At 71.8% G+C, this 19773-nt stretch carries 19 protein-coding genes; 10 read left to right on the top strand and 9 right to left on the bottom strand.

Going from position 1 to position 19773, the window contains the following annotated elements; all coding sequences use genetic code 11:
* Positions 1-2249, top strand: a 2249-nt coding sequence (locus tag ACTZWW_RS17005; protein WP_444782161.1) for an autotransporter outer membrane beta-barrel domain-containing protein, incomplete at its 5' end; no start/stop codon positions are given.
* 76 nt (positions 2250-2325) lie between these two features.
* On the opposite strand, the gene ACTZWW_RS17000 is transcribed toward ACTZWW_RS17005, so the two are convergent.
* The 6 genes from ACTZWW_RS17000 to ACTZWW_RS16975 all read right to left on the bottom strand — a co-directional run bounded on the left by ACTZWW_RS17000 (position 2326) and on the right by ACTZWW_RS16975 (position 8639).
* Complete coding sequence (locus tag ACTZWW_RS17000; protein WP_444782160.1) at positions 2326-4011, bottom strand: methyl-accepting chemotaxis protein; 1686 nt, start codon at positions 4009-4011, stop codon at positions 2326-2328.
* Positions 4012-4034: 23 nt separating this feature from the next.
* Positions 4035-4649, bottom strand: a complete 615-nt coding sequence (locus ACTZWW_RS16995; protein ID WP_444782159.1) for a hypothetical protein — start codon at positions 4647-4649, stop codon at positions 4035-4037.
* Positions 4650-5004: 355 nt separating this feature from the next.
* Entirely contained in the window at positions 5005-6492 is a 1488-nt protein-coding gene (locus tag ACTZWW_RS16990; protein WP_444782158.1) for a hypothetical protein, read from the bottom strand.
* 10 nt (positions 6493-6502) lie between these two features.
* Complete coding sequence (locus ACTZWW_RS16985) at positions 6503-6934, bottom strand: GtrA family protein (RefSeq protein ID WP_444782157.1); 432 nt, start codon at positions 6932-6934, stop codon at positions 6503-6505.
* Positions 6931-7614 carry a class I SAM-dependent methyltransferase gene (locus ACTZWW_RS16980; RefSeq protein ID WP_444782156.1) on the bottom strand — a complete coding sequence of 228 codons (684 nt, stop codon included), beginning with the start codon at positions 7612-7614 and terminating at the stop codon, positions 6931-6933. Before ACTZWW_RS16980 ends, ACTZWW_RS16985 begins: the two co-directional genes overlap by 4 nt.
* Positions 7611-8639 (bottom strand): glycosyltransferase family 2 protein, encoded by a 1029-nt coding sequence (locus ACTZWW_RS16975; protein ID WP_444782162.1) that lies wholly within the window; start codon positions 8637-8639, stop codon positions 7611-7613. Before ACTZWW_RS16975 ends, ACTZWW_RS16980 begins: the two co-directional genes overlap by 4 nt.
* Positions 8640-8874: 235 nt before the next feature.
* Here ACTZWW_RS16975 and ACTZWW_RS16970 point away from each other — a divergent pair, with 235 nt between their 5' ends.
* Entirely contained in the window at positions 8875-9273 is a 399-nt protein-coding gene (locus ACTZWW_RS16970; protein ID WP_444782155.1) for a hypothetical protein, read from the top strand.
* A gap of 41 nt (positions 9274-9314) precedes the next feature.
* Here the strand turns inward: ACTZWW_RS16970 and pyk are convergent, their stop codons facing one another.
* The 3 genes from pyk to ACTZWW_RS16955 are packed head-to-tail and all read right to left on the bottom strand — an operon-like array spanning position 9315 to position 12506.
* A complete protein-coding gene (gene pyk / locus ACTZWW_RS16965) occupies positions 9315-10754 on the bottom strand; it encodes a pyruvate kinase (protein WP_444782154.1) in 1440 nt (479 codons plus the stop codon).
* Entirely contained in the window at positions 10751-11233 is a 483-nt protein-coding gene (locus tag ACTZWW_RS16960) for a DUF1036 domain-containing protein (RefSeq protein ID WP_444782153.1), read from the bottom strand. The genes pyk and ACTZWW_RS16960 overlap by 4 nt, the downstream gene beginning before the upstream one ends.
* Positions 11205-12506, bottom strand: coding sequence for a glycerate kinase type-2 family protein (locus ACTZWW_RS16955; protein ID WP_444782152.1), 1302 nt, complete (start codon positions 12504-12506; stop codon positions 11205-11207). The genes ACTZWW_RS16960 and ACTZWW_RS16955 overlap by 29 nt, the downstream gene beginning before the upstream one ends.
* A 143-nt stretch (positions 12507-12649) precedes the next feature.
* On the opposite strand from ACTZWW_RS16955, the gene ACTZWW_RS16950 reads away from it, so the two are divergent.
* From ACTZWW_RS16950 to ACTZWW_RS16915, 8 genes are all read left to right on the top strand, one after another.
* A complete protein-coding gene (locus tag ACTZWW_RS16950) occupies positions 12650-12961 on the top strand; it encodes a DUF1244 domain-containing protein (RefSeq protein WP_444782151.1) in 312 nt (103 codons plus the stop codon).
* Positions 12962-13364: 403 nt separating this feature from the next.
* On the top strand, positions 13365-14924 hold the full coding sequence (locus ACTZWW_RS16945) for a tryptophan 7-halogenase (protein WP_444782150.1): 1560 nt from the start codon (positions 13365-13367) through the stop codon (positions 14922-14924).
* 79 nt (positions 14925-15003) lie between these two features.
* Positions 15004-15555: a PqqD family protein gene (locus ACTZWW_RS16940; protein ID WP_444782149.1), complete on the top strand. Its 552-nt coding sequence runs from the start codon at positions 15004-15006 to the stop codon at positions 15553-15555.
* Positions 15552-16544 carry a radical SAM/SPASM domain-containing protein gene (locus ACTZWW_RS16935; protein WP_444782148.1) on the top strand — a complete coding sequence of 331 codons (993 nt, stop codon included), beginning with the start codon at positions 15552-15554 and terminating at the stop codon, positions 16542-16544. The genes ACTZWW_RS16940 and ACTZWW_RS16935 overlap by 4 nt, the downstream gene beginning before the upstream one ends.
* 136 nt (positions 16545-16680) lie before the next feature.
* Entirely contained in the window at positions 16681-16935 is a 255-nt protein-coding gene (locus ACTZWW_RS16930) for a DUF2312 domain-containing protein (RefSeq protein ID WP_029030785.1), read from the top strand.
* Between the two features lie 279 nt (positions 16936-17214).
* Positions 17215-18126 carry a LysR family transcriptional regulator gene (locus ACTZWW_RS16925; protein WP_444782147.1) on the top strand — a complete coding sequence of 304 codons (912 nt, stop codon included), beginning with the start codon at positions 17215-17217 and terminating at the stop codon, positions 18124-18126.
* Positions 18127-18235: 109 nt separating this feature from the next.
* On the top strand, positions 18236-19036 hold the full coding sequence (locus ACTZWW_RS16920; protein ID WP_444782146.1) for a carbon-nitrogen hydrolase family protein: 801 nt from the start codon (positions 18236-18238) through the stop codon (positions 19034-19036).
* An 8-nt stretch (positions 19037-19044) separates the two neighbouring features.
* On the top strand, positions 19045-19704 hold the full coding sequence (locus ACTZWW_RS16915) for an RraA family protein (RefSeq protein ID WP_444782145.1): 660 nt from the start codon (positions 19045-19047) through the stop codon (positions 19702-19704).
* Positions 19705-19773 lie beyond the last annotated feature (69 nt).

Raw genomic sequence — 19773 nt, 5'->3', positions numbered from 1 at the left:
GTCGTGGAGCGACCGTGACCACCACGCTGGAGAACGCCGGGACGCTCCGCGGCGGCGACGGAGGCAGCGGCGGCGACGGTGCCGGGAGCGGGGGCTATTTCGGCGGCGGCGGCGGTGGTGGTGGCGGCAGCGGCGCCGTCCTCGACGGGGGAACGCTGGTCAACCGCGGGAACATCGCCGGCGGCGGCGGCGGCGGCGGCGGGATCGGCGGCGGGGGCAGCTATTCGCCGTCGTTCGACGACGGGCTCGGCGGCTCCGGCGGGCACGGCGTGTCCGCGGCCGCCGGAGGGCGCGTGGAGAACTACGGCACCATCGTCGGCGGCGACGGCGGCTACCAGGCCGGCGACGTCTCCCGGACGCGGGCGACGGGCGGGAACGGCGTCAGCGGCGCCGACCTCACGCTGATCAATGCCGGCTCGATCGTCGGCGGCAACGGCGCCGACGCCGTGCGCTTCACGGGCGGGACCAACGTGCTCGAGCTGCGCGCCGGCTGGTCCTTCACCGGCAACGTCCAGGCGAACGGCACGAGCGACACGCTGCGGCTCGGCGGCGGCACCGACGCCTCCTTCGCCCTCGAGCGGATCGGTGCGACCGCTCTGTTCCGCGGCTTCGAGCGCTTCGAGAAGGCGGGGGCGGGCACGTGGACGCTCACCGGCGTCGGCACCTTCGCGGGTCCGGCGCGCGTGTCGCAGGGACGGCTCGCGGTCGACGGCACGCTGCCCTCCGTGGTCACGGTCGCGGGGCCGGGCGTCCTCGGCGGCGTCGGGTCGGTCGGCGGGCTCGTGGTCGAGAGCGGCGGCGCCGTCGCCCCCGGAAACTCCATCGGGACGCTGACCATCACCGGAGACGCGACCTTCCAGGCGGGCTCTCGCCTCGAGATCGAGGTCGATCCGGCGGGCACGGCGAGCGACCTCCTGCGGGTCACCGGCCGCGCGACGCTGGCGGGCGAGGTCGTCCATGTGGGCGGGGCTGGGACGTACCGGGCCGAGGCGACGTACAAGATCCTCGAGGCGGACGGCGGCATCGTCGGGACATTCGACGGTGTGCGCTCGAGCTTCGCCTTCCTCACGCCGACGCTGGCCTACGATCCGAGGACCGTGTTCCTGCGGCTCGCCCGCAACGCGACGACCTTCCCGTCGGTGGCGCTCACGCCCAACCAGGCGGGCGCCGGCGGGGCGGCGGAGCGGCTCGGGTCCGGCAACCCGGTGTACGACGCCATCCTCCCCCTCACGGCGACCGAGGCGCGCCGGGCGTTCGACCTGCTCGGCGGCGAGATCCACGCGACCCTCGCCGGACGGCTCAACGTCGTGCCGCTCCAGATGCTGGACGTGCTGCTCGACGGCCTGTCCGCCGGCGGCCTCGCCGAGAGCGAGCCCGGCCCGGTCGCCGCCTACGCCTCGCTCGCGCCCCGCTCCGAGGGCGCCGCAGGGGAGCGCTACGGCATCTGGGCGCGCGGCTACGGGGCCTGGCGGTCGACGCAGGCGACCGTGAACGCGGCTTCCTCCAGCCTCTCCACGGGCGGCATCGTCGGCGGCTTCGACGTCGCGCTCGATCCGCGGCTGCGCGTGGGGCTCATGGCCGGTGCCGGCCGGACCAGCATGTCCGTGCGCGACCGCGCCTCGTCCGGATCGAGCCGGGACTGGTCCGTCGGCGGCTACGCCGTGGGACGCCTGGGCGGCTTTCGCCTGACCGCGGGCGCGACCCACACGACGCACGATGTCGAGACGGCGCGGACGGTGCGTTTCGGTACCTTCTCGGACGCGCTGTCGGCGTCGTTCGAGGCCCGGACCCTCACCCTGTTCGGCGAGGTCGCCCGGCGGGCTACGTTCGGGCCCATCGACCTGGAGCCCTTCGCCGGGATCGCGCACGTCGAGACCACGGCCGACGCGTACAGCGAGCGCGGGGGCGCCGCGGCCCTCGCCGTGCCGGGCGGGACGACCCGCACGACCTACGGCACGCTCGGCCTGCGCACCTTCGTGGCGCTCGACCTGCCGCTGCCGACGACGGCCTACGCGACGATCGGCTGGCGCCACGCCTTCGGTGAGACGACGCCCCTGGCGCGGCCGAGCCTCGGGGGCCAAGGCTTCAGCACGGCGGCGGCGGAGATCGCCCGCGATGCCGCCGTGCTGGGGGCCGGCTTCGAGACGGCGCTCGGGGATGTCGCGACGATCGCCGTCGACTACACGGCGACCCTCGACGACAGGGCTGCCGAGCACGCGCTGAGCGCCCGCCTGCGGATCGCCTTCTGAGAGGCTCGCCGCGGGCGGGCGCCCGGTTCTCTTCGCAGGACCGATCTGCCGGTCGGCCCGCCTGCACTTGCGGCCCTCAGGCGGCGCGTACGCGGCCCAAGAAGGCGTCCATCGCCGCCCGCAGGGCGGAGGAGCGCTCCTGGAGCTTGCCCGAGGACGTCTCGACCAGCTCGGAGAGCTCGCCCGTGCGGGTCGCCTGGCCCGAGACCTCGCCGATGGTGCGGCTGACGTCCTGCGTGCCGGTCGCCGCCTGCGCGACGTTGCGGGCGATCTCGCCGGTGGTGGCGTTCTGCTGCTCGGCGGCGGCGGCGACGGTGTTCATCCGCTCGGTGATGGCACGAACCTTCTCGGCCACCGCACCGGCGGCCTCGATTGAGGCCTGCGCCGCGCCGCGCATCTCGGCGATCTGCCCGGCGATCTCCTCGGTCGCCTTGCCGGTCTGGTCGGCGAGCGACTTCACCTCGGCGGCGACGACGGCGAAGCCCTTGCCGGCCTCGCCGGCCCGCGCCGCCTCGATGGTGGCGTTGAGCGCCAGCAGGTTCGTCTGAGCGGCGATCTCGGAGATCAGCTTCGTCACGTCGCCGATGCGCTGCACCACGCCGCTGAGGTTGGACAGCGCGACGTTCGAGCGCTCGACGTCGCCCGCGGCCTCCACCGCCATCTCGGAGGAGGCGTGGACCTGGCTCGTGATCTCGTTGATCGAGGCGGACATCTCCTCGGCGGCGGACGCGACGCCGCGGACGTTGGCCGAGGTCTCCTCGGAGGCGCTGGAGGCGCCGACCGCCTGCTCGGTCGTCTGCGCGGCGATGCCCGACAGCGTCGCGGCGGCTTCCGAGAGGCGGGCGGTCTCCGCCTGCATCTCGTCGGAGAGCTGGAGCACCGACGCCTCGAATTCCTGCGCGAGCCGCGCCATCTCCTCGCGGCGGCGCCTTTCGGCAGCTTCGCGCTGGTCGGCGGACTCGGCCTCGAGCGCGCGGGTCCGCATGAGGTTCTCGCGGAAGACGCCGAGGGCCGCGCCCATGCGGCCGATCTCGTCGCGCCGCGCTGTGGCGTCGACCTCGGCGTCGAGGTCGCCCTCCGCCAGGCGCTGGGTCGTGTCGGCGAGGCGGGCGAGCGGGCGCGAGATCGTCGCGAAGTTCATGTACGCCAGCGCCAGCGCCACGGCGGCGATGAGGAGCGAGGCGCCGAGGCCCATCGCTTTCACCGTGGAGAGCGCCGATTCCTGAGCCACGACCAGCGTGTCGCTGAGCGCCACCACGTCTTGCTCGATGGCGAGGATGCCATTCACCGCAGCCTCGAACTGGCGATCGGCTTCGACGGTGCTCGCCACCGCGCGGGCGAGATCGACGGTCAGCGGGTCGCGCATGCGCTCGACCTGCGGCCCGGCATAGGCCTCGCGCCAGGTCGTCCAGACCTGTTCCGCCTCGCGCGCCTTCGCGGCGAGCGTGGGTGAGAGCGCCTGCGCCTCCCCGGCGATCTCGCCGAAGAGGCCGCGCGCGGTCTCGACGCCCTCCTCGTACTCCGCGAGGTGATCGCGGTCTCCCGAGACGATGAAGCTCTGGAGCGCGAAGGCCTGGCCGAGGACGGCGCCCTCGATGGCACGGGCGTCCGACATCAGCTCCTGCGCCTCGCGGGCCTGCTCGATGGCGTGTCCCGCGACGCTGGCGCGGTCGAAGGAGACGAGGCCGGCGGCGACGCCGACGAGGGCGAGCCCGACGAAGGCGGCCAGGCCCTTCTTGGTGACGGAGAGATTGTTCAGCATGGGATCTGTCCGGGTCCTGGTCTTCAGCCGCCGACGAAGCCGTCGCGGCGCATCAGCTCGGTGAGGTTGATCTCGACGGTCGCCGCGCCGATCGGGGTCGTGCCTGCGGCGTCGGTGACGGTGAGGTTGAGCTGGGCGCGCCAGATCTTCAGCTCCTCGTCCCATTCCGGCTCGTCGATGAAGACGGCGGCCGGCCCCTTGGGGAAGGTCTCGGTGAACTTCGCCTCGTCGCCCTGCCAATAGTCGGAGGTGATGGAGCTCTGGCCGACGTTGAGCCCGTTGGCGTCGGTCACGAAGACCTCGACGTAGAGGCCGAGCGCACGGGCCTGCACGCGGGTGAGATAGACCGAGAGCGGTGAGGACAGCGTGGCGGCGATCAGCGGCTTGTCCGAGGCCTCGCGCTCCGCGCGCCAGGCGTCGTCGAGGCCCGTGATCCGCGCGGCGTCGATGCCGGCGTAGCGCTCGTTCTGGCTCTTCACGGAGAGCCGCACGATCTCCTGATCGAGCCAGGACCGGACCTCCGCGATCACGGCGTCGTCGATGAGGAGGTCCGCGCGAGGCGGTGAGCTCTGGGCGAGGGCTGGGGCCGCCGCGACGCCGGCGGCGAGCATGAAGAGGCCGAAGGTCTGGGCGCGCATCGTTTGGATCTCCGTGTAGGCTTTCAAATGTTAGCGCGAGCGTGTGAATGGAGACTTAAGCGAAATAGATACGTGCGTAGGTGTTTCGGCATTCACTGCTACTTTGGATGTTTTCGTCGAGCGGGGAACGTATTAATTTTCATTCTGGATGGTTTTCACTTCGAGCAAGTCAGAAGAGATACCGTCGATAGGTGCGTGCCGGCGGAATGAAACCAGTGTGATAGCGACCTGAACCGATCGCGGCGAGCAGTCGATCCGATCCGGAACGAATTCACCCGCCCCGGGCAGCCGGAGCGGGTGTCGACGGTCCAGGAGGCGCGAGTGGGCACGGCCCGGGAGCCGTGAAGGGGCGGTGTCAGCGGCCCTCGCGCACGAAGACGGCGGCGTCGCCATCCCGGTGGATCTCCCGCCAGCCGGCGGCACCCGCCAGCTGGCGGTCCAGGAGCGTGTCTGTCGCGGTCAGCGCCCAGCCGACGTCCCAGCGATCCGCCATCGCCGTCACCGCGGTCGCGTCGGGCGCTTCGAGCACGCCCATCGATTCGTGCATGAAGCCGCCGAGGAAGAGCTGGTCGGAGCGCCCGTCGATGAAGGTCGGGACGCCTTCGCGGATGAGGAATCCGCCGAGAATGTAGTCGTTGAGGACGGGTGTGCCCGCGATGCCCGCCGCGCGTGCGGTCTCCAGTGCGGCGAGCGGCGTCACCCGCGGGTGCGGCGCCATCGACGCGCGGGGCAGGAGGAGGGCCGCGACGAGGGCCGCGGCGAGAACGCCGCCGACCGCGAGGCGCGCCGCGCGGGTCGGGGCGCTGCGGGGCGGTGCCGCGAGCCGCGGCCACAGCCGGGCCAGCGGATCGGCGAGCACGACGAGCGTCACGATCGCGAAATCCGGCACGAAGCGCTGATGCTGCAGCGCCATGTATCCGCACAGGAGAACGATCGCGCCGCGCACGAGGCCGGCGCGCGGGTCGCGCCGGCCGATCGCGCCGACGGCGAGCGCCGCGCCCGCGACCGCCGGCAGAACGAACCAGTGCGCGCCGAACGGCTCCAGCGGCTGCCACTCGCCGATGTAGAGCACCGCCTCCCTGGCCTCGAACACGGAGATCGCCACGAGGAGCGGCGTCGCCCCGTACGGCGTCAGGGTGGTGCAGGCGACGGCGAGGAGGCCGAAGCCGGCCCACGAGACCGCGAGCCGCAGCCTGCCGGCGGCGGGGGCGCGCGCGAGCGCCTCGACCCCGAGGAGCCCCGCGAGACCGATCGCGAGGGGGAAGCTCGCATGCATGTTCGCCCATGGGATCATCAGCAGCGCGAGCGCGAGCGGCGGGGCGCGTCCGCGCTCGACCGCCTGCGTCACGCCGACGAGCCAGCCGATCATCAGGAGGTGCGCGAGGATGTGCGGGCGCGCGAGCGAGCCGTGCAGGACGAGGAACGCGCACGCGAGGAAGGCGAGGAGCGCGACACGCGGCTCGAGCCGCCGCATCAGGAAGGCGAGCAGCCACGAGACCTTGATCGCGATGGCGAGCGAGGCGAGGAACGCGACGCCCGGCCAGCCCGCCGCGAGATGCGCGCCTCCGAGCAGGATCTGCGAGAGCCATTCCTTCGCGATCCAGGGCTCGCCGATGAAGGTGTGCGACCACAGGTCCGCGCGCGGCCAGGTTCCCGTGGCGAGGATGTGCTGCCCGATCGTGACGTGCCATTGCGTGTCGGGATCGGCGAGCAGCAGCGGTGCGCGCCGGAGCTCGACGAGGAGGCACGCGGCGAGCGCGAGCGCCGGGTAGAGAAGCGTCTTGTCGAGGCCCAGCGGCAGCGGCCGGTCGGCGGCGACGAGGGCGGGGCTCGTGGTCTGCATGGGACGTCGCCTAGCGGGTATGGGGCGTGGTGAGCGCGCGCGCGAAGACGAGACGCGAGAGCGCCAGCGCGTTCGCGGCGGGGATCGCGATCGCGACGGCGAGGAAGCTCGCCAGCGGCGGCGCGCCGAGCCCCTCCGTCAGCACGAGCGGGATCGCGAGCGCCGCGGCCCATCCCGCCGCGGTGAGGACGGAGAAGCGCCAGGCGGTCTCGCGATGCGGGCGCGTCGTGCGGAAGGTGAAGCCGCGATGCGCGACGTAGGAGAACACGGCGGCGCCGGCATAGGCGCCGATCGAGGCCGCGGCGGCGGGCAGGCCGAGGCGCGCCTCCCCCGCGGAGGCGAGCGCGAGGTAGAGCCCGGTCGAGACGCCGCCCACCGCGAGCAGCCGCACGAGCGGCGTGCGGGCGAGCCGTCCCGCCCTGGCGGCGAGGGCGCGCCTCATGCGCGCCCCCAGGCGACGTATTGCGCGCCGAGCGGCAGGCGCGCGACGCGCCGCTCCAGGGCGCGCGCCCAGGGCGCGGCCGTCGGCGCGAGGAGGATGTGCGCGCTCTCGACGCCCGCGCATCCCGCCTGTGCCAGCAGCGCGCGGGCGCGCCGCGCGCCCAGCAGCACGGCGTCGTGGTCGAACGGGCAGCGCGCCACCGCGAGCCGCGTGCCGGGGTTGAGCGGGTTGTGCTCGATCACGACGACGAGCCCGCCGGGCCGCACCACCCGGCGCATCTCGGCGAGGAACCCGGGCCAGCGCGCCGGCGGCACGTGGTGGACGACGCAGGTGGCGAGCGCGACGTCGACCGAGCCGTCCTGCGCGGGCAGCGCCTCGCCGCCGCTCTCGCGATACTCCGCGAAGGGGTTGTCCCGCCGCGCCCGCGCCAGGCTCTCGCCGGAGACGTCCGTGCCGACGAGGCGCCCAACCATGGGTGCGAGGAGCGGATGCAGCCGCCCGACGCCGCAGCCGACGTCGAGGAGATCGGGCGCGCGGCCCGCGAAATGCCGGGCGAAGAGGCCCGCCAGGAAATCCGCCTTCGCTGCGAGGAAGAAGTCGTGCGAGAGGCCCGAGAAGGCGATCGAGCGGGCGACCTCGTCCTCGTAGCTCTCGCGGTAGGCGTCGAAGGAGGCGTTCATCGGGCGGCCTCGCCGGCCCGGAGGGCGGACTCCACGACGGGCGTGGCCGCCTCGCGGCGCGCCGTGTCGAGGTTCACGGTGCGCCCGACGACGTAGAGCGGCCGCCCCTTCACCTCGTTGTGGATGCGGCCGACGTAGAGGCCCACGACCCCGGTCGTGATCAGGTTGATGCCCGAGAGGAAGGACAGGATGACCGCGAGCGACGCCCAGCCCGGCACCAGCGTCGCGTCGAGGAGGCTCAGCACGACCACCCAGCCGCCGTAGCCGAGCGCTCCCGCCGAGACCGCGAGGCCGAGCCACAGCACGAGCCGCAGCGGCGCGTCCGAGAAGCCGACGATGCCGTCGAAGGCGAGCCGCATCATCTTGCGCATCGAGTACTTCGTCTCGCCCGCCACCCGCGCGAGGCGGTGATAGGGCACGGCGGCCTGGCGAAAGCCCATCCAGCCGAACATGCCGCGCACGAAGCGGTCGCGCTCGGGCATCGCCTTGAAGGCGTCCACCGCCTTGCGGTCCACGAGCCGGAAGTCGCCGACGTTGCGGGGGATCTCGACGCGGGTGAGCCGCGCCAGGAGCCGGTAGAACAGGCTCGCCGTCCACAGCTTGAGCCGGCTCTCGCCGGCGCGCGAGACGCGCTGGGCGTAGACGATCTCGAAGCCCTCGCGCCACTTCGCGACGAGGTCGTGCACGACCTCCGGCGGGTCCTGCAGGTCCGCGTCCATGACGACGACCGCCTCGCCGCGCGCGACGTCCATGCCCGCGGTGATCGCGATCTGGTGCCCGAAATTGCGCGAGAGCGCGAGGTAGCGCCAGCGCGGGTCGTCCTTCGCCTTGCCGGCGGCGAGGATGCCCGAGCGGTCACGGCTGCCGTCGTCGACGAGGATCACCTCGGCGGGCCCGTCGAGCGTCTCCATCAGCTGCCCGAGCCGGTGGAACAGGATCGGCAGCGCCAGCTCCTCGTCGAAGAGCGGGATGACGAAGGAATAGCGCGGTGTCTCGCTGTCGGTGATGCGCGACGGCACGATCAGGCCTCCCCGGGTGCTGGCCGCGGTCAGTAGGGGGCAGGGGCGTTAGGAAAGTCTCATCGGGTGCGGGTGAGGCGCGGGTAGGGTTAACGGGGCGTCGACGGGGCGTCCAGCGGTGCCCGCCTGCATGAGCGGCATGCGCGACATGCTCGGCTGCGCACCGCGTCTCGCGCATCGACGAACCACCAGCGGTATGCCACATTGACGCCACAAACGACTATCCGGGGGTGGGCGGCTCATGCGTTTCTCGATTGTGATCCTGGCGGCGGCGATGCTGGCGGGCTGCGCCTCGCGGGCGAGCGACATCACGGCGGCCTACGTCTCGCCGCTGACCTACGAGAGCTACACCTGCGACCAGCTGCACGAGGAGGCGACGCGGGTCTCCTCCCGCGCGATCGCGGCGACCGGCGCGCAGAACCAGCGCGCCTCGAACGACGCGGTCGCCACCGGCGTCAGCCTCATCCTGTTCTGGCCGGCGGCCTTCCTCGTGCGCGGCGACGGCGCACAGGCGGCCGAGCTCGCTCGCCTGAAGGGCGAGATGGACGCGATCGAGCAGGTCTCCACCCGCAAGCAGTGCGGCATCGAGTTCCAGCGCGGCCCTCAGCCGATGGCGACGCCGGTGGTGGAGCGGGGGTGAGGGGGGAATTCGGGCGGCGCGCGCGACGCCCGAGCCGTTCCTCACGCCGCGTCCGCATGCTCCTGCTTCACGAACGCGATCCGCACCATGTTCGTCGCGCCGGGCGTCCCGAAGGGCACGCCGGCGACCACGATGATCCGCTCGCCCACCTTGGCGAGGCCGGTGCGGACCGCGAACTTGCAGGCGCGGAAGGTCATGTCGTCGACGTCGTGGGCGTCGCGGGTGATGATCGGGTGTACGCCCCAGCCGAGCTGGGCGCGGCGGGCCGCTCCGCGGCTCGGGGTGAGTGCCACGATGGTCGAGTTCGGCCGCTCGCGGGCGATGCGCAGGGCGGTGGCGCCCGACGAGGTCCAGGCGCAGATGACGTTGATGCCGAGCGTGTCGGCGATGCGGTGCGCCGCCGCCGCGATGGCGTCCGAGCCGGTCGCCTCGGGCTCCGCCTGCTGCGAGGCGATGATCGTCCAGTAGAGCTCCTCCTGCTCCACCTGCGTGGCGATGCGGTCCATGGTGGCGACCGCCTCGATCGGGAACTGCCCCGCCGCGCTCTCGGCGGAGAGCATCACCGCGTCCGCGCCCTCGTAGACGGCCGTGGCGACGTCGGAGACCTCCGCGCGGGTGGGGACGGGGGCGGTGATCATCGATTCGAGCATCTGCGTCGCCACGATCACCGGCTTGCCGAGGCGGCGGGCACCGCGGGTGATGCGCTTCTGGATGCCGGGCACCTGCTCGAGCGGCATCTCGACGCCGAGGTCGCCGCGGGCCACCATCAGGGCGTCGGAGATCTCCATGATCTCGTCGAGGCGCTGGAGCGCCTGCGGCTTCTCGATCTTGGCCAGCACCTGGGCGCGCCCGCGGGTGACCTTCTTGACCTCGGCGATGTCCTCGGGCCGCTGCACGAAGGAGAGCGCCACCCAGTCGACGCCGATCTCCATCGCCGCCTCGAGATCCGAGCGGTCCTTCGGCGTCATGGCGGAGACGGGAAGGTGGGTGTCGGGCAGCGAGACGCCCTTGCGGTTCGAGATCGTGCCGCCGATGACGACGCGGGTCACGGCCTTCTTGCCGGGCACCACGTCCTCGACGACGAGCCGCAGCTTGCCGTCGTCGATGATGACGACGTGCTCGGGCTCGAGCGCCGAGAGGATCTCCGGATGGGGCAGGTGGACGCGGTGCGCGTCGCCCGGGGCCGGATCGTCGTCGAGGACGAACCGGTCGCCGACCATGATCTCGGCGCGGTCGCCGGAGAAGGTCCCCACCCGCAGTTTCGGGCCCTGGAGGTCGACGAGGACGGGCACGGGCGTGCGCACGCGCGCCTCGACCTCGCGCACCATCTCCACCTGCGCACGCAGGGCGTCGCGCGACAGATGGCTCATGTTGATGCGGAACATGTCCGCCCCGGCGTCGTGCAGCCGGCAGGCCATCTCGACCGTGCTGGACGCGGGTCCCAGGGTGGCGACGATCTTGGTACGTCTCGATCGCGTCATCGCAGAGCGGCTCCGGGTCTGTCTGGATCGGTGAGCTGAATGGTCCAGCTGCGCTGCTGGCCGGTGTCGACTTCGAAGAAGCCGTTTCGGTCGAAGCCGCGGGCGAGGCAGTCCTCGACACCGCGGATGGTGAACTCGAACTCGCGGGTGCACATCTGCGTGCGCCCGCCCCACTCGCCGCCGCGGTCGTAGTCGATCGCGTAGACATAGTAGAAGCGCGAGGCGAGCACGCCTTCGAGCAGGGTCTCGCAGGCGCGCGGGTCGAGGTTCCACCAGCCTTCGGTGATCCAGCCGTCCGCGTCGCGGTGGCCGATGGCGATGCCCACGCGCGAGCCGGTCATGTTGCACAGGCGCAGGTCCGCCGCCGCCGGCTGCGGCGCGAGCGCCGTCCCGACCCCGGCGAGCGCGCAGGCGGCCAGGAGGCGTGCGGCGCGTGCGCGGACGCGCCGCTCAGTCGACGAGGATGACGCGGCAATCATTGACGTTCGTGCGGGTAGGGCCGGGGGCGTGGAGATCGGAGAGAGCCTCGAAGAAGGCGGTTGAATCGTTTTCGTCCAGAAAGCGCGCGGCGTCCAGGCCCTTCGCGCGGGCGCGCGCAAGGGTGGTCTCGTCGACGTAGGCGCCCGCCGGATCGCTGGATGCGCCGGACCCGCCGTCGGTGCCGTCGGTGTCGCCCGCGAGGGCCGCGATGCCGGGGGTCTCCGCCAGCGCCAGCGCCAGGGCGAGCGCGTATTCCTGGTTGGGCCCGCCGCGTCCGCCCCCGCGGATCGTCACCGTGAGCTCGCCGCCCGACAGGATCGCGACGCGCCGCCCCGCGGCCTTCTCGGCGCGGGCGCGGGCGGCGTGGGCACGGGCGACCTCGCGCGCCTCGCCCTCGACGTCCGCCCCGAGCACGATCGGCTCGTAGCCCGCCGCGCGGGCGGCCCGCGCGGCGGCCTCGATCGCCTCGGCGGGGCGGGCGATCACGGTGAAGCGCGTGCGCGCGAAGCAGGCGTCGCCGGGCTTGGGCGTCTCGTTGGCGGGGTCCTCCAGCAGGCGCCGCGCCGCGTCGGGGAGAGCGAGGCCGTACTTGGCGACCACGGCGCGCGCGTCCGCGCTCGTGGTCGGGTCGGGCACGGTGGGGCCGGATGCGATCGTCGCCGGGTCGTCGCCGGGGACGTCCGAGATGGCGAAGGCCTCGATGCGTGCGGGGGCGGCGAGGGCGGCGAGGCGCCCGCCCTTGATGAGCGAAAGGCGCTTCCGCACGCAGTTGATCTCGCCGATCGAGGCGCCGCAGCGCAGGAGCGCCTTCGTCACCGCCTGCTTGTCGGCGAGCGTCAGGTCGCCCGCGGGCGCGATCCAGTTGGCCGATCCTCCCCCCGAGATCAGCGCCAGCACGAGGTCGTCGGGCCCCGCCTCGCGGGCGAGGCGCAGCGTCTCGCGCGTGGCCGCGACGCCCGCCTCGTCGGGCACCGGATGGCCGGCCTCGACGACGCGGATCGGCCCCGCGTCCGCGGCGTAGCCGTGGCGGCACACGGCGAGCCCGCCGATTCGCTCGCGCGCGACGCCGGCCGTCGCGTAGTGCGCCGCGGCCGCGGCGGCGAGGCTCGCGCCGGCCTTGCCCGTGGCGAGGACGAGGATGCGCCCGATCGCCGGCGGAGGCGGCAGATGCGCGGGCAGGCACGTCGCCGGATGTGCGCGCGCCACGGCCGCGTCGAAGATCCCCGCTGCGAGCGCGCGGCGCGCGGCGGCCCCTGTCGTCCCTGCTCCCATCCGCATCCTCCCGTCGCGAACGCTTTGCGCGCTTCTCGAAGGTTCTCTTTCCTTCCTTATGCCTTTTCAGGCGCGGGGTCATCCGCCATATCGTGGGCACGACGTCTCATCCGCAGACGATCACGCTTTCGAGGGCCAACGGCATGCGCTTCTCAGACCTGGACCCCGCGACCCGCACCGAGCTCGAGGCCGCCGCCTTCCGCCGCCTCCTCGCCCACCTCGCCTCGCGCCCGGACGCGCAGAACATCGACCTGATGAACCTCGCCGGCTTCTGCCGCAACTGCCTCTCCAACTGGCTGAAGGACGCCGCCGACGCGCGTGACGTCGCGCTCAGCAAGGAGGAGAGCCGCGAGGCGGTGTACGGCATGCCCTACGACGAGTGGAAGACGAAGCACCAGGCCGAGGCGACGCCCGCGCAGAAGGCGGCCTTCGAGAAGGCGCAGGGCGGGCATTGAGGCGCAGGGCTCCGAAGCCGGGTCGGTTCGGGAGCATGCCGAGGACCCCGACGAGGTAGTCGGCGCTCCTGCCGGCGACCTTTCGGCGTCGCTCGATGGGCTTCTCGTCGTCGACGGCGCGCACGAGGTTGAGGGGGAAGCGGCGTCGGACGGCCAGGTCGCGAGCGCCGTGTCCTCCGCGGAGCCTCGACTGCTCGTCGCTGAACACGACGTCGAGCGTCCAGTGGATGTCCGGTCCGTCGAGGGAATCGGGCGTCAGGCAAGAGCGAAAGCGGCGTTGAACCGCGTTCGGAGCCGTGCATTGGAGCGCCGAGGGATTGCACGCGAGCGCGATCTGCGCTGAACTCTCGCGCGCGCCGTTTCCCTTCGTCGCGAGGGGGGCGGCCCGGCGCGGGAGCCGCTCATGTCGCCCGAGGTCCTGCGATCCGTGGTCATCGTCGGAGGCGGTACAGCCGGATGGCTCGCGGCCGTCCTGGCACGCGGCCGTCTGGATCCACGGACGGGGGTGGCGGTCGTCGTCTCCGACGAGACCGAACCGATCGGCGTCGGTGAAGGCACGACCGGCTTCTTCGCGGACGCCATGCTCGACCCACGCTCCGGCATCGACGAGGCGGACTTCCTCGAGAATGCTAGGGCAACCTTGAAGCTCGGCATACGGCATTGTGGCTGGCGAGCCGATGGCGCCTCGTTCTGGGGGCCGATCGACGATCCGTATCGTCATCTGGGAGAGCTGGCGCGGCTCGACGTGCCGATCCTCGAAGCGTCCTTCTGCGCGGTCGGTCGGCCGGTCTCCGACGCCTACCTGCACAGCCGCCTGATGGTGGCCTGCAAGGGACCGTTGCTCGCCGTCGACGGCGAGCGTGTCCTCTCGCGTTCCTATGCCTACCATTTCGATGCCGCGCGAGCCGGAGCGTTCCTGGAGCGCTCGGCGGTGGGGCGCGGCGTCGAGAGGATCGCGGGCCATGTCGTCGCGGCCGAGCGTGCCGAGGACGGCTCCGTGACGGCACTCGTGCTGCGCGACGGTCGGCGTGTAGAGGGTGCGTTCTTCATCGACTGCAGCGGTGTCGCGCGGGTCGTACGCGGCCGAGACGCGGCCTTCGTGCGGTATGATGACGTTCTGCCCGTGGACGCTGCCGTGGTTGCGCAGGTGGCACACCGCCCGGGTCCGCTCCCGCCGTTCACCCGCGCGATCGCCCTCCGCAGCGGCTGGGCCTGGGAGATCCCGACGGCGGATCGGCTCGGCGTCGGGTATGTGCATGCCTCCGCCTTCGTCGGTTCGGAGGAGGCCGCGAACGAGATGCGTGACGCGCTCGGCATCGGCGACGTGCCGGTGCGCCACCTGCGTTTCACCAGCGGGCGCCTCGCGGAGCCATGGCTCGGCAATTGCGTCGCGGTCGGGCTCGCTGCGGGGTTCCTCGAGCCGCTCGAGGCGACGTCGCTGCACGCGACGCTGATCGAGCTCGAGCTACTGCTCGACGCGCTCGCGCACGGGCGCCACCTGGAGCCACGGGAGCACGCGCGCTTCAACGCCGTCTTCGGAGACGCGATGGACGCCTTTCGCGACTTCATCCTCTTGCACTATCGCGGCGGCCGCTCCGACACGCCATTCTGGCGCGCCATGACGAGGCGCGCGACGAACACGCGCGTCGACGACTGGGTCGCGCGGTGGGCGCACGCCTTCCCGCGCCGCCGAGACGTGGTCACCGCCTCCGGCACGATCGGGCTCAACCTGCTCTTCCCCATCGCCGACGGGCTCGGCCTCCTCGACCCCGCGACCGCGCGGCGCGCCGTCTCGCAGGCGATGGGCGACATCACGCCGGAGGTCGTCGCCGCACGCCACGCGGCCATCACCAGCCGGCTCGCCGAGGAAGCGCTCGATCACGCCGAGGCCTTGCGGATCCTGCGACGCGCCGGTGGCGGCGTGTCCGCGTCCCGCATTGGAGCAATTTCAAATAAGTACTAAGCCGAGTGTACTTACATCACGCACGATCTCGTGGCATCATTGGTAGGGTTGAAGTGCGACCCGCCATTGGAGGCTTGTCATGAGCCGGAAGACCAAGGACGTCCGCGAGGCTCCGTCGATCGAGCTGTACATGTACTCCCTCAACCAGGAGTTCCCAGTCGGCAAGGGGCACGAGACGTACCTCAAGCGCTTCTCCGAGCTCCAGCACGACATCGGCGGCGCGCTCGTCGAGCGCAACCAGCTGGAGGAGCAGGCCTTTCGGACGCTCGATCCGGACGGCCTCACGTCGGTTCCGTCCGATTGGAGCGCCCAGTGGATCTCCAACCGCTGGATCACCAACCACACGAAGGCCGCCGGCGTCGGTCGCCGGCCCGATCTCGATCCGCTGCGCACGGCGATCATGCGCCGGGAGGACTTCGGGGCCATCGTGTTCGAGCCCCGGTCCGATCGTGTCTACAAGCTCAACGAGGCGGGTGCCGAGCTCTTCGAGCGGCTGCAGAAGCTCCATCGCGAAGGGGATGGGACGATCGCGCTCACGGACAAGACGCGGGAAGGCTTCGGTACCGCCGAGGTCGAGGGCTTCGTCGCCCAGCTCAAGGCGGTGGGCCTGCTGAGCCCTCACGCGTCATGATCCGCCAGCCGCTCCGCGCCCCGTTGACCGTCTGCCTCTGGCTGACGGACTACTGCAACCTCGATTGCGCATACTGCTATGCGAAGCCGTTTTCCGGCCGGCGTATGGACCCGACCCGCGTCATGAGCCTCGTCGACGAGCTGATCGACATGCAGGTGTTCGATCTGACGCTCGCGGGCGGCGAGCCGAGCCTGCACCCGCGCGTCCTCGACATCGTCGGGCGCACGGTGAAGGCGGGCATGCGCGTGGGCATGCTCTCCAACGGCGTGGCGCTCTCCGATCGGCTCATCGCGGAACTCGCCCGCTGCACGACGGCACGCGACTTCATCCTTCAGATCTCGATCGATTCGATCGATCCCGCGATCAACGACCCGGTGCGTGGCAAGACGGCGCGGGTCGTGCGCACGATCGACAAGCTGTGCGAGACGGACATCGATCTGCAGCTCGCCACCGTGGTCCACAGTGGCAACGTCGACACCGCCCATCTCGTCATCGAACGCTACTATCCGCGCATCAAGCGCTTTCACTTCCTCAATGTCCAGCGCACCTCCTCCGCGCTGGAGCACCCCGAGATCCTGCTCGACGAGGGTCGGGCGCTGGAGTTCTGGCTGCGGCTCGCCGACTACGCCGCGCAATTTCCACCCGATCTGTTCCTCCCCTCGCTGCGCATTCAGCTGCGGGCGATGGGCTCCGCACGCGTCGATCCCGAGGCGTCGCTGCACCGCGAAGCGTCTTTCGACTGCGGCGTCTGCTCAGCGGGCTGGACGCACATCAACGTCACCAGCGATTTCGACGTGCTCGGCTGCGACATCGCGCGCGAGCACAGCTTCATGGGCAATTGCGCGACGGACTCCTTCGAGACCGTCTGGCGCTCGGAGCGCGCGGACGCGGTGCGAAACCAGCCTTTCCCAGGCTGCTACAAGATCGCGGGTCCCGACGGGACGCGGCTGAGCGATCAGCTGAAGCCGGATTACGTCCCTTTCGCCTGACCGGCCCCGGACGCACCCCGCCCGCTGTGTCTCCCCCGCTCTTGCCAGAGCCCCCGCGCTTCTCTATCGCAACCGCCTCGTCTCGCGTGCCGCCGCCGGCACGCCTCGCCCGCTTGCATCACGAGAGGACATCGCCATGGTCGCCGACGTCGCCGATTCCGGGGTAGCCGCCGACGAGCTGCGCCAGTTCATCGAGCGCATCGAGCGGCTCGAGGAGGAGAAGGCCGGCATCCAGTCCGACATCAAGGACGTGTTCGCCGAGCTGAAGGGCCGTGGCTTCGACGCCAAGGCCGTGCGCCAGATCCTCAGGATCCGCAAGAAGGACGCCTCCGAGCGCCAGGAGGAGGAGGCGATCCTGGAGCTGTACATGCAGGCGCTCGGGATGGCGTGAGGGCGTTCTCGGTCGCCGTGACCTGATCGGAGTTCGGTCGGTCCGGCGACGCGGGCGTTCTGCTTGCTCCAACGCTCGTGGGGGAGATACGATCCGGGGCGTGGCGACCGTGCACCGGGAGGTCACGCGCCGACGCGGCGAGCGGCGCTCGAACATGTCTTCGGGTCCGCATGTGGGCGTGATCGTGCCCCGTGCGCCCCCACCCAGAACCTCACCGCACCCCGCCCCTTGCGCGCCCCGCCCCCCGGTGCTCGACTGCGTCCGGGAGACGGCGCGGCGATGAACCTGACGTTCCTCGAGACCTTCGTCTGGGTGGCGCATCTGCGCAGCTTCACGCTCGCGGCCGAGCGGATGCACGCCACCCAGGCCGCGGTGTCGGCGCGGATCGCGTCGCTGGAGCGCGAGCTCGGCGTCAAGCTCTTCCTGCGTGAGCCGCGCGACGTGCGGCTCACGCCGGAGGGCGCGCGCGCGCTCGCCCACGCCGCACGGATGCTGCGGGGCGGGAAGGAGTTCTACCGCGACGTCGCGGCCGGCGCAGGGCTGCGGGGGCCGGCGCGCGGCGGCGTCATCGACACGATCTCGCACACCTGGCTGATCGACTTCATTCGCCGCTCGCGGGCGACGCATCCCCGCATCGACCTCGAGCTCGTCGCCGACACGAGCCTGCGGCTCATCGACATGCTCGTCGCCGGCGAGATCGACCTGGGATTGATCATGGGGCCGGTCGGCGGGCCGGAGATGGTCGACATCGACCTGTGCACCTACGCGTCGGCCTGGCTGGCCTCGCCCGCGCTCGGCCTGCACGGAGGCCCCCTCGACATCGGCGACCTCGTGCGGCACGCGATCGTGTCCTTCCCGCGCTGCTCGCAGCCGCACCAGGCGATGATGCGCTACTTCAGCCGCTTCCCGGAAGACGAGACGACCTTCTACTCGACGAACTCGCTCGCCACCATCATCCGCATGACGGTCGACGGCATCGGCATCGCGGCCATCCCGCCGACCGTGGTGCGCCGCGAGCTCGAGCGCGGCGAGCTCGTGCGGCTCGACGTGCGCCAGCCCTTCCCGCCGCTCGGCTTCCAGGCGACGTTCCGGGACGGGCCGACCTCGCATCTGCCCGCCGCGCTCGCCGATCTCGCCCGGGAGGTGGCGCGCGACTTTTGTGCGGCGCAGGATCCCGCGCTCGCCTGGTAGCGAGCGGTTGCATAACGAAAACCGATCGCGGCGACAGAAATTTGTCTTTTGACAGATCCCGGACCCCCTCGCGAAGATGTTCACGAACGAACTCTGAGGGAGGTCACGGATGAAGGTCGCGGTCGTACAGATGAACGCGCAGGGAGACAAGGGGGCGAACCTCGATGCCGCCCGACGTCTCGTGGACGAGGCCGCGCAGGACAAGCCGGACCTCGTGGTCCTGCCCGAATACTGGGCCTGCCTCGGCGACGGCCCGGCCGAGTTCCACGCCAGCGCCGAGCGCTTCCCGGACGGCGAAGCCTATGCGACCATGGCCGAGCTCGCCCGCACGCACGGTGTGACGCTGCACGGCGGCAGCATCGTCGAGACCGACGGCGAGCGCTACTACAACACGAGCCTCGTGTTCGACCCGCAGGGCCGCGAGATCGCGCGCTACCGCAAGATCCACCTCTTCGACGTCGACGTGCCCGGCGGCATGCGCCATCGCGAGAGCGAGACGATCTCGCCGGGGCGCGAGATCGTCACCTATTCCTGCGGCGGCTACACGATCGGCTGCTCGATCTGCTACGACCTGCGCTTCCCCGAGCTGTTCCGCGCCCTGCGCGACCGGGGCGCCGACCTGATCGTGCTGCCCGCGGCCTTCACGCTGATGACAGGCAAGGACCATTGGGAGGTGCTGCTGCGGGCGCGCGCGATCGAGACGCAGACGCACGTCCTCGCCAGCGGCCAGGTCGGCACCCACGCCGGCGGCCGCAAGGCCTGCTACGGCCACAGCATGATCATCGACCCCTGGGGCCATGTCGTCGCGCAGGTGGGCGACCACCCGGGCCACGCGGTCGCGCGCATCGACGCGGAGTACCAGGCCCGCGTACGCCAGAACGTTCCCGTCGCCACCCACCACGTGCTGTGAGCCGCCCCGTGTTCGAGATCAGAGACCTTCCCCGCCAGATCGAGCCGCGGCTCGTGCGCCTGCTCGAGCAGGTCGAGACCGCCACCGTCGGTCACTTCCTGCACAGCCAGTTCGCGGACGCGGCGCTGCGCGGCGTGCTGCCGGAGACCCGCGTCGCCGGCACAGCGGTCACCCTGCGCATCCCCGGCGCGGATTCGACGCTCCTGCATCATGCCCTCGCCCTCGTGCGGCCCGGCGACTTCCTCGTCATCGACCGCGCCGGCGACACCCGCCACGCCTGCTGGGGCGGCGTCGTCACCAACGCGGCGAAGCTCGCGGGCGTGGTCGGCGCCGTGATCGACGGCCCTGCGACGGACTTCAACGAGATCCGCCGCTGCGCGATGCCCGTGTGGTGCCGCGGGCCGTCGCCGATCACGACGAAGCTGCTCGGCCTCGAGGGCGCGATGAACGTGCCCGTCAGCGTCGGCGGCTGCGCGGTGGAGCCCGGCGACGCCGTGCTCGCCGACGAGAGCGGCGTGCTCTTCCTCAAGCCCGGCCAGGTCCAGGCCGTGGCCGAGCGGGCGATCGGGATGCAGGAGCGCGAGCTCTCGCTCCTCGACCGCCTGCGCGCCGGCGAGAAGCTGCCGGAGATCTCCGGCGCGACGGCCAAGGTGATGGCCGCGCGCTGATCGACCCCGCCGCGGCCGAGCACAACGGGAACGCCGGCCGCGGTCCCAGCACCCAACGGGAGGACCCGA

The sequence above is a fragment of the Salinarimonas sp. NSM genome (assembly GCF_052380005.1).
In the GTDB taxonomy this organism is placed as follows: Bacteria; Pseudomonadota; Alphaproteobacteria; order Rhizobiales; family Beijerinckiaceae; genus Salinarimonas.
The sequence above is the reverse complement of the archived record's forward strand: the minus strand, read 5'-3'. Positions and strand labels throughout refer to the sequence as shown.

Coding starts and splice junctions, on each gene's coding strand:
- ACTZWW_RS17000 (WP_444782160.1), bottom strand. CDS start 4,011: ATGCTGAACAATCTCTCCGTCACCAAGAAGGGCCTGGCCGCCTTCGTC.
- ACTZWW_RS16995 (WP_444782159.1), bottom strand. CDS start 4,649: ATGCGCGCCCAGACCTTCGGCCTCTTCATGCTCGCCGCCGGCGTCGCG.
- ACTZWW_RS16990 (WP_444782158.1), bottom strand. CDS start 6,492: ATGCAGACCACGAGCCCCGCCCTCGTCGCCGCCGACCGGCCGCTGCCG.
- ACTZWW_RS16985 (WP_444782157.1), bottom strand. CDS start 6,934: ATGAGGCGCGCCCTCGCCGCCAGGGCGGGACGGCTCGCCCGCACGCCG.
- ACTZWW_RS16980 (WP_444782156.1), bottom strand. CDS start 7,614: ATGAACGCCTCCTTCGACGCCTACCGCGAGAGCTACGAGGACGAGGTC.
- ACTZWW_RS16970 (WP_444782155.1), top strand. CDS start 8,875: ATGCGTTTCTCGATTGTGATCCTGGCGGCGGCGATGCTGGCGGGCTGC.
- pyk (WP_444782154.1), bottom strand. CDS start 10,754: ATGACGCGATCGAGACGTACCAAGATCGTCGCCACCCTGGGACCCGCG.
- ACTZWW_RS16960 (WP_444782153.1), bottom strand. CDS start 11,233: ATGATTGCCGCGTCATCCTCGTCGACTGAGCGGCGCGTCCGCGCACGC.
- ACTZWW_RS16955 (WP_444782152.1), bottom strand. CDS start 12,506: ATGGGAGCAGGGACGACAGGGGCCGCCGCGCGCCGCGCGCTCGCAGCG.
- ACTZWW_RS16950 (WP_444782151.1), top strand. CDS start 12,650: ATGCGCTTCTCAGACCTGGACCCCGCGACCCGCACCGAGCTCGAGGCC.
- ACTZWW_RS16945 (WP_444782150.1), top strand. CDS start 13,365: ATGTCGCCCGAGGTCCTGCGATCCGTGGTCATCGTCGGAGGCGGTACA.
- ACTZWW_RS16940 (WP_444782149.1), top strand. CDS start 15,004: ATGAGCCGGAAGACCAAGGACGTCCGCGAGGCTCCGTCGATCGAGCTG.
- ACTZWW_RS16935 (WP_444782148.1), top strand. CDS start 15,552: ATGATCCGCCAGCCGCTCCGCGCCCCGTTGACCGTCTGCCTCTGGCTG.
- ACTZWW_RS16930 (WP_029030785.1), top strand. CDS start 16,681: ATGGTCGCCGACGTCGCCGATTCCGGGGTAGCCGCCGACGAGCTGCGC.
- ACTZWW_RS16925 (WP_444782147.1), top strand. CDS start 17,215: ATGAACCTGACGTTCCTCGAGACCTTCGTCTGGGTGGCGCATCTGCGC.
- ACTZWW_RS16920 (WP_444782146.1), top strand. CDS start 18,236: ATGAAGGTCGCGGTCGTACAGATGAACGCGCAGGGAGACAAGGGGGCG.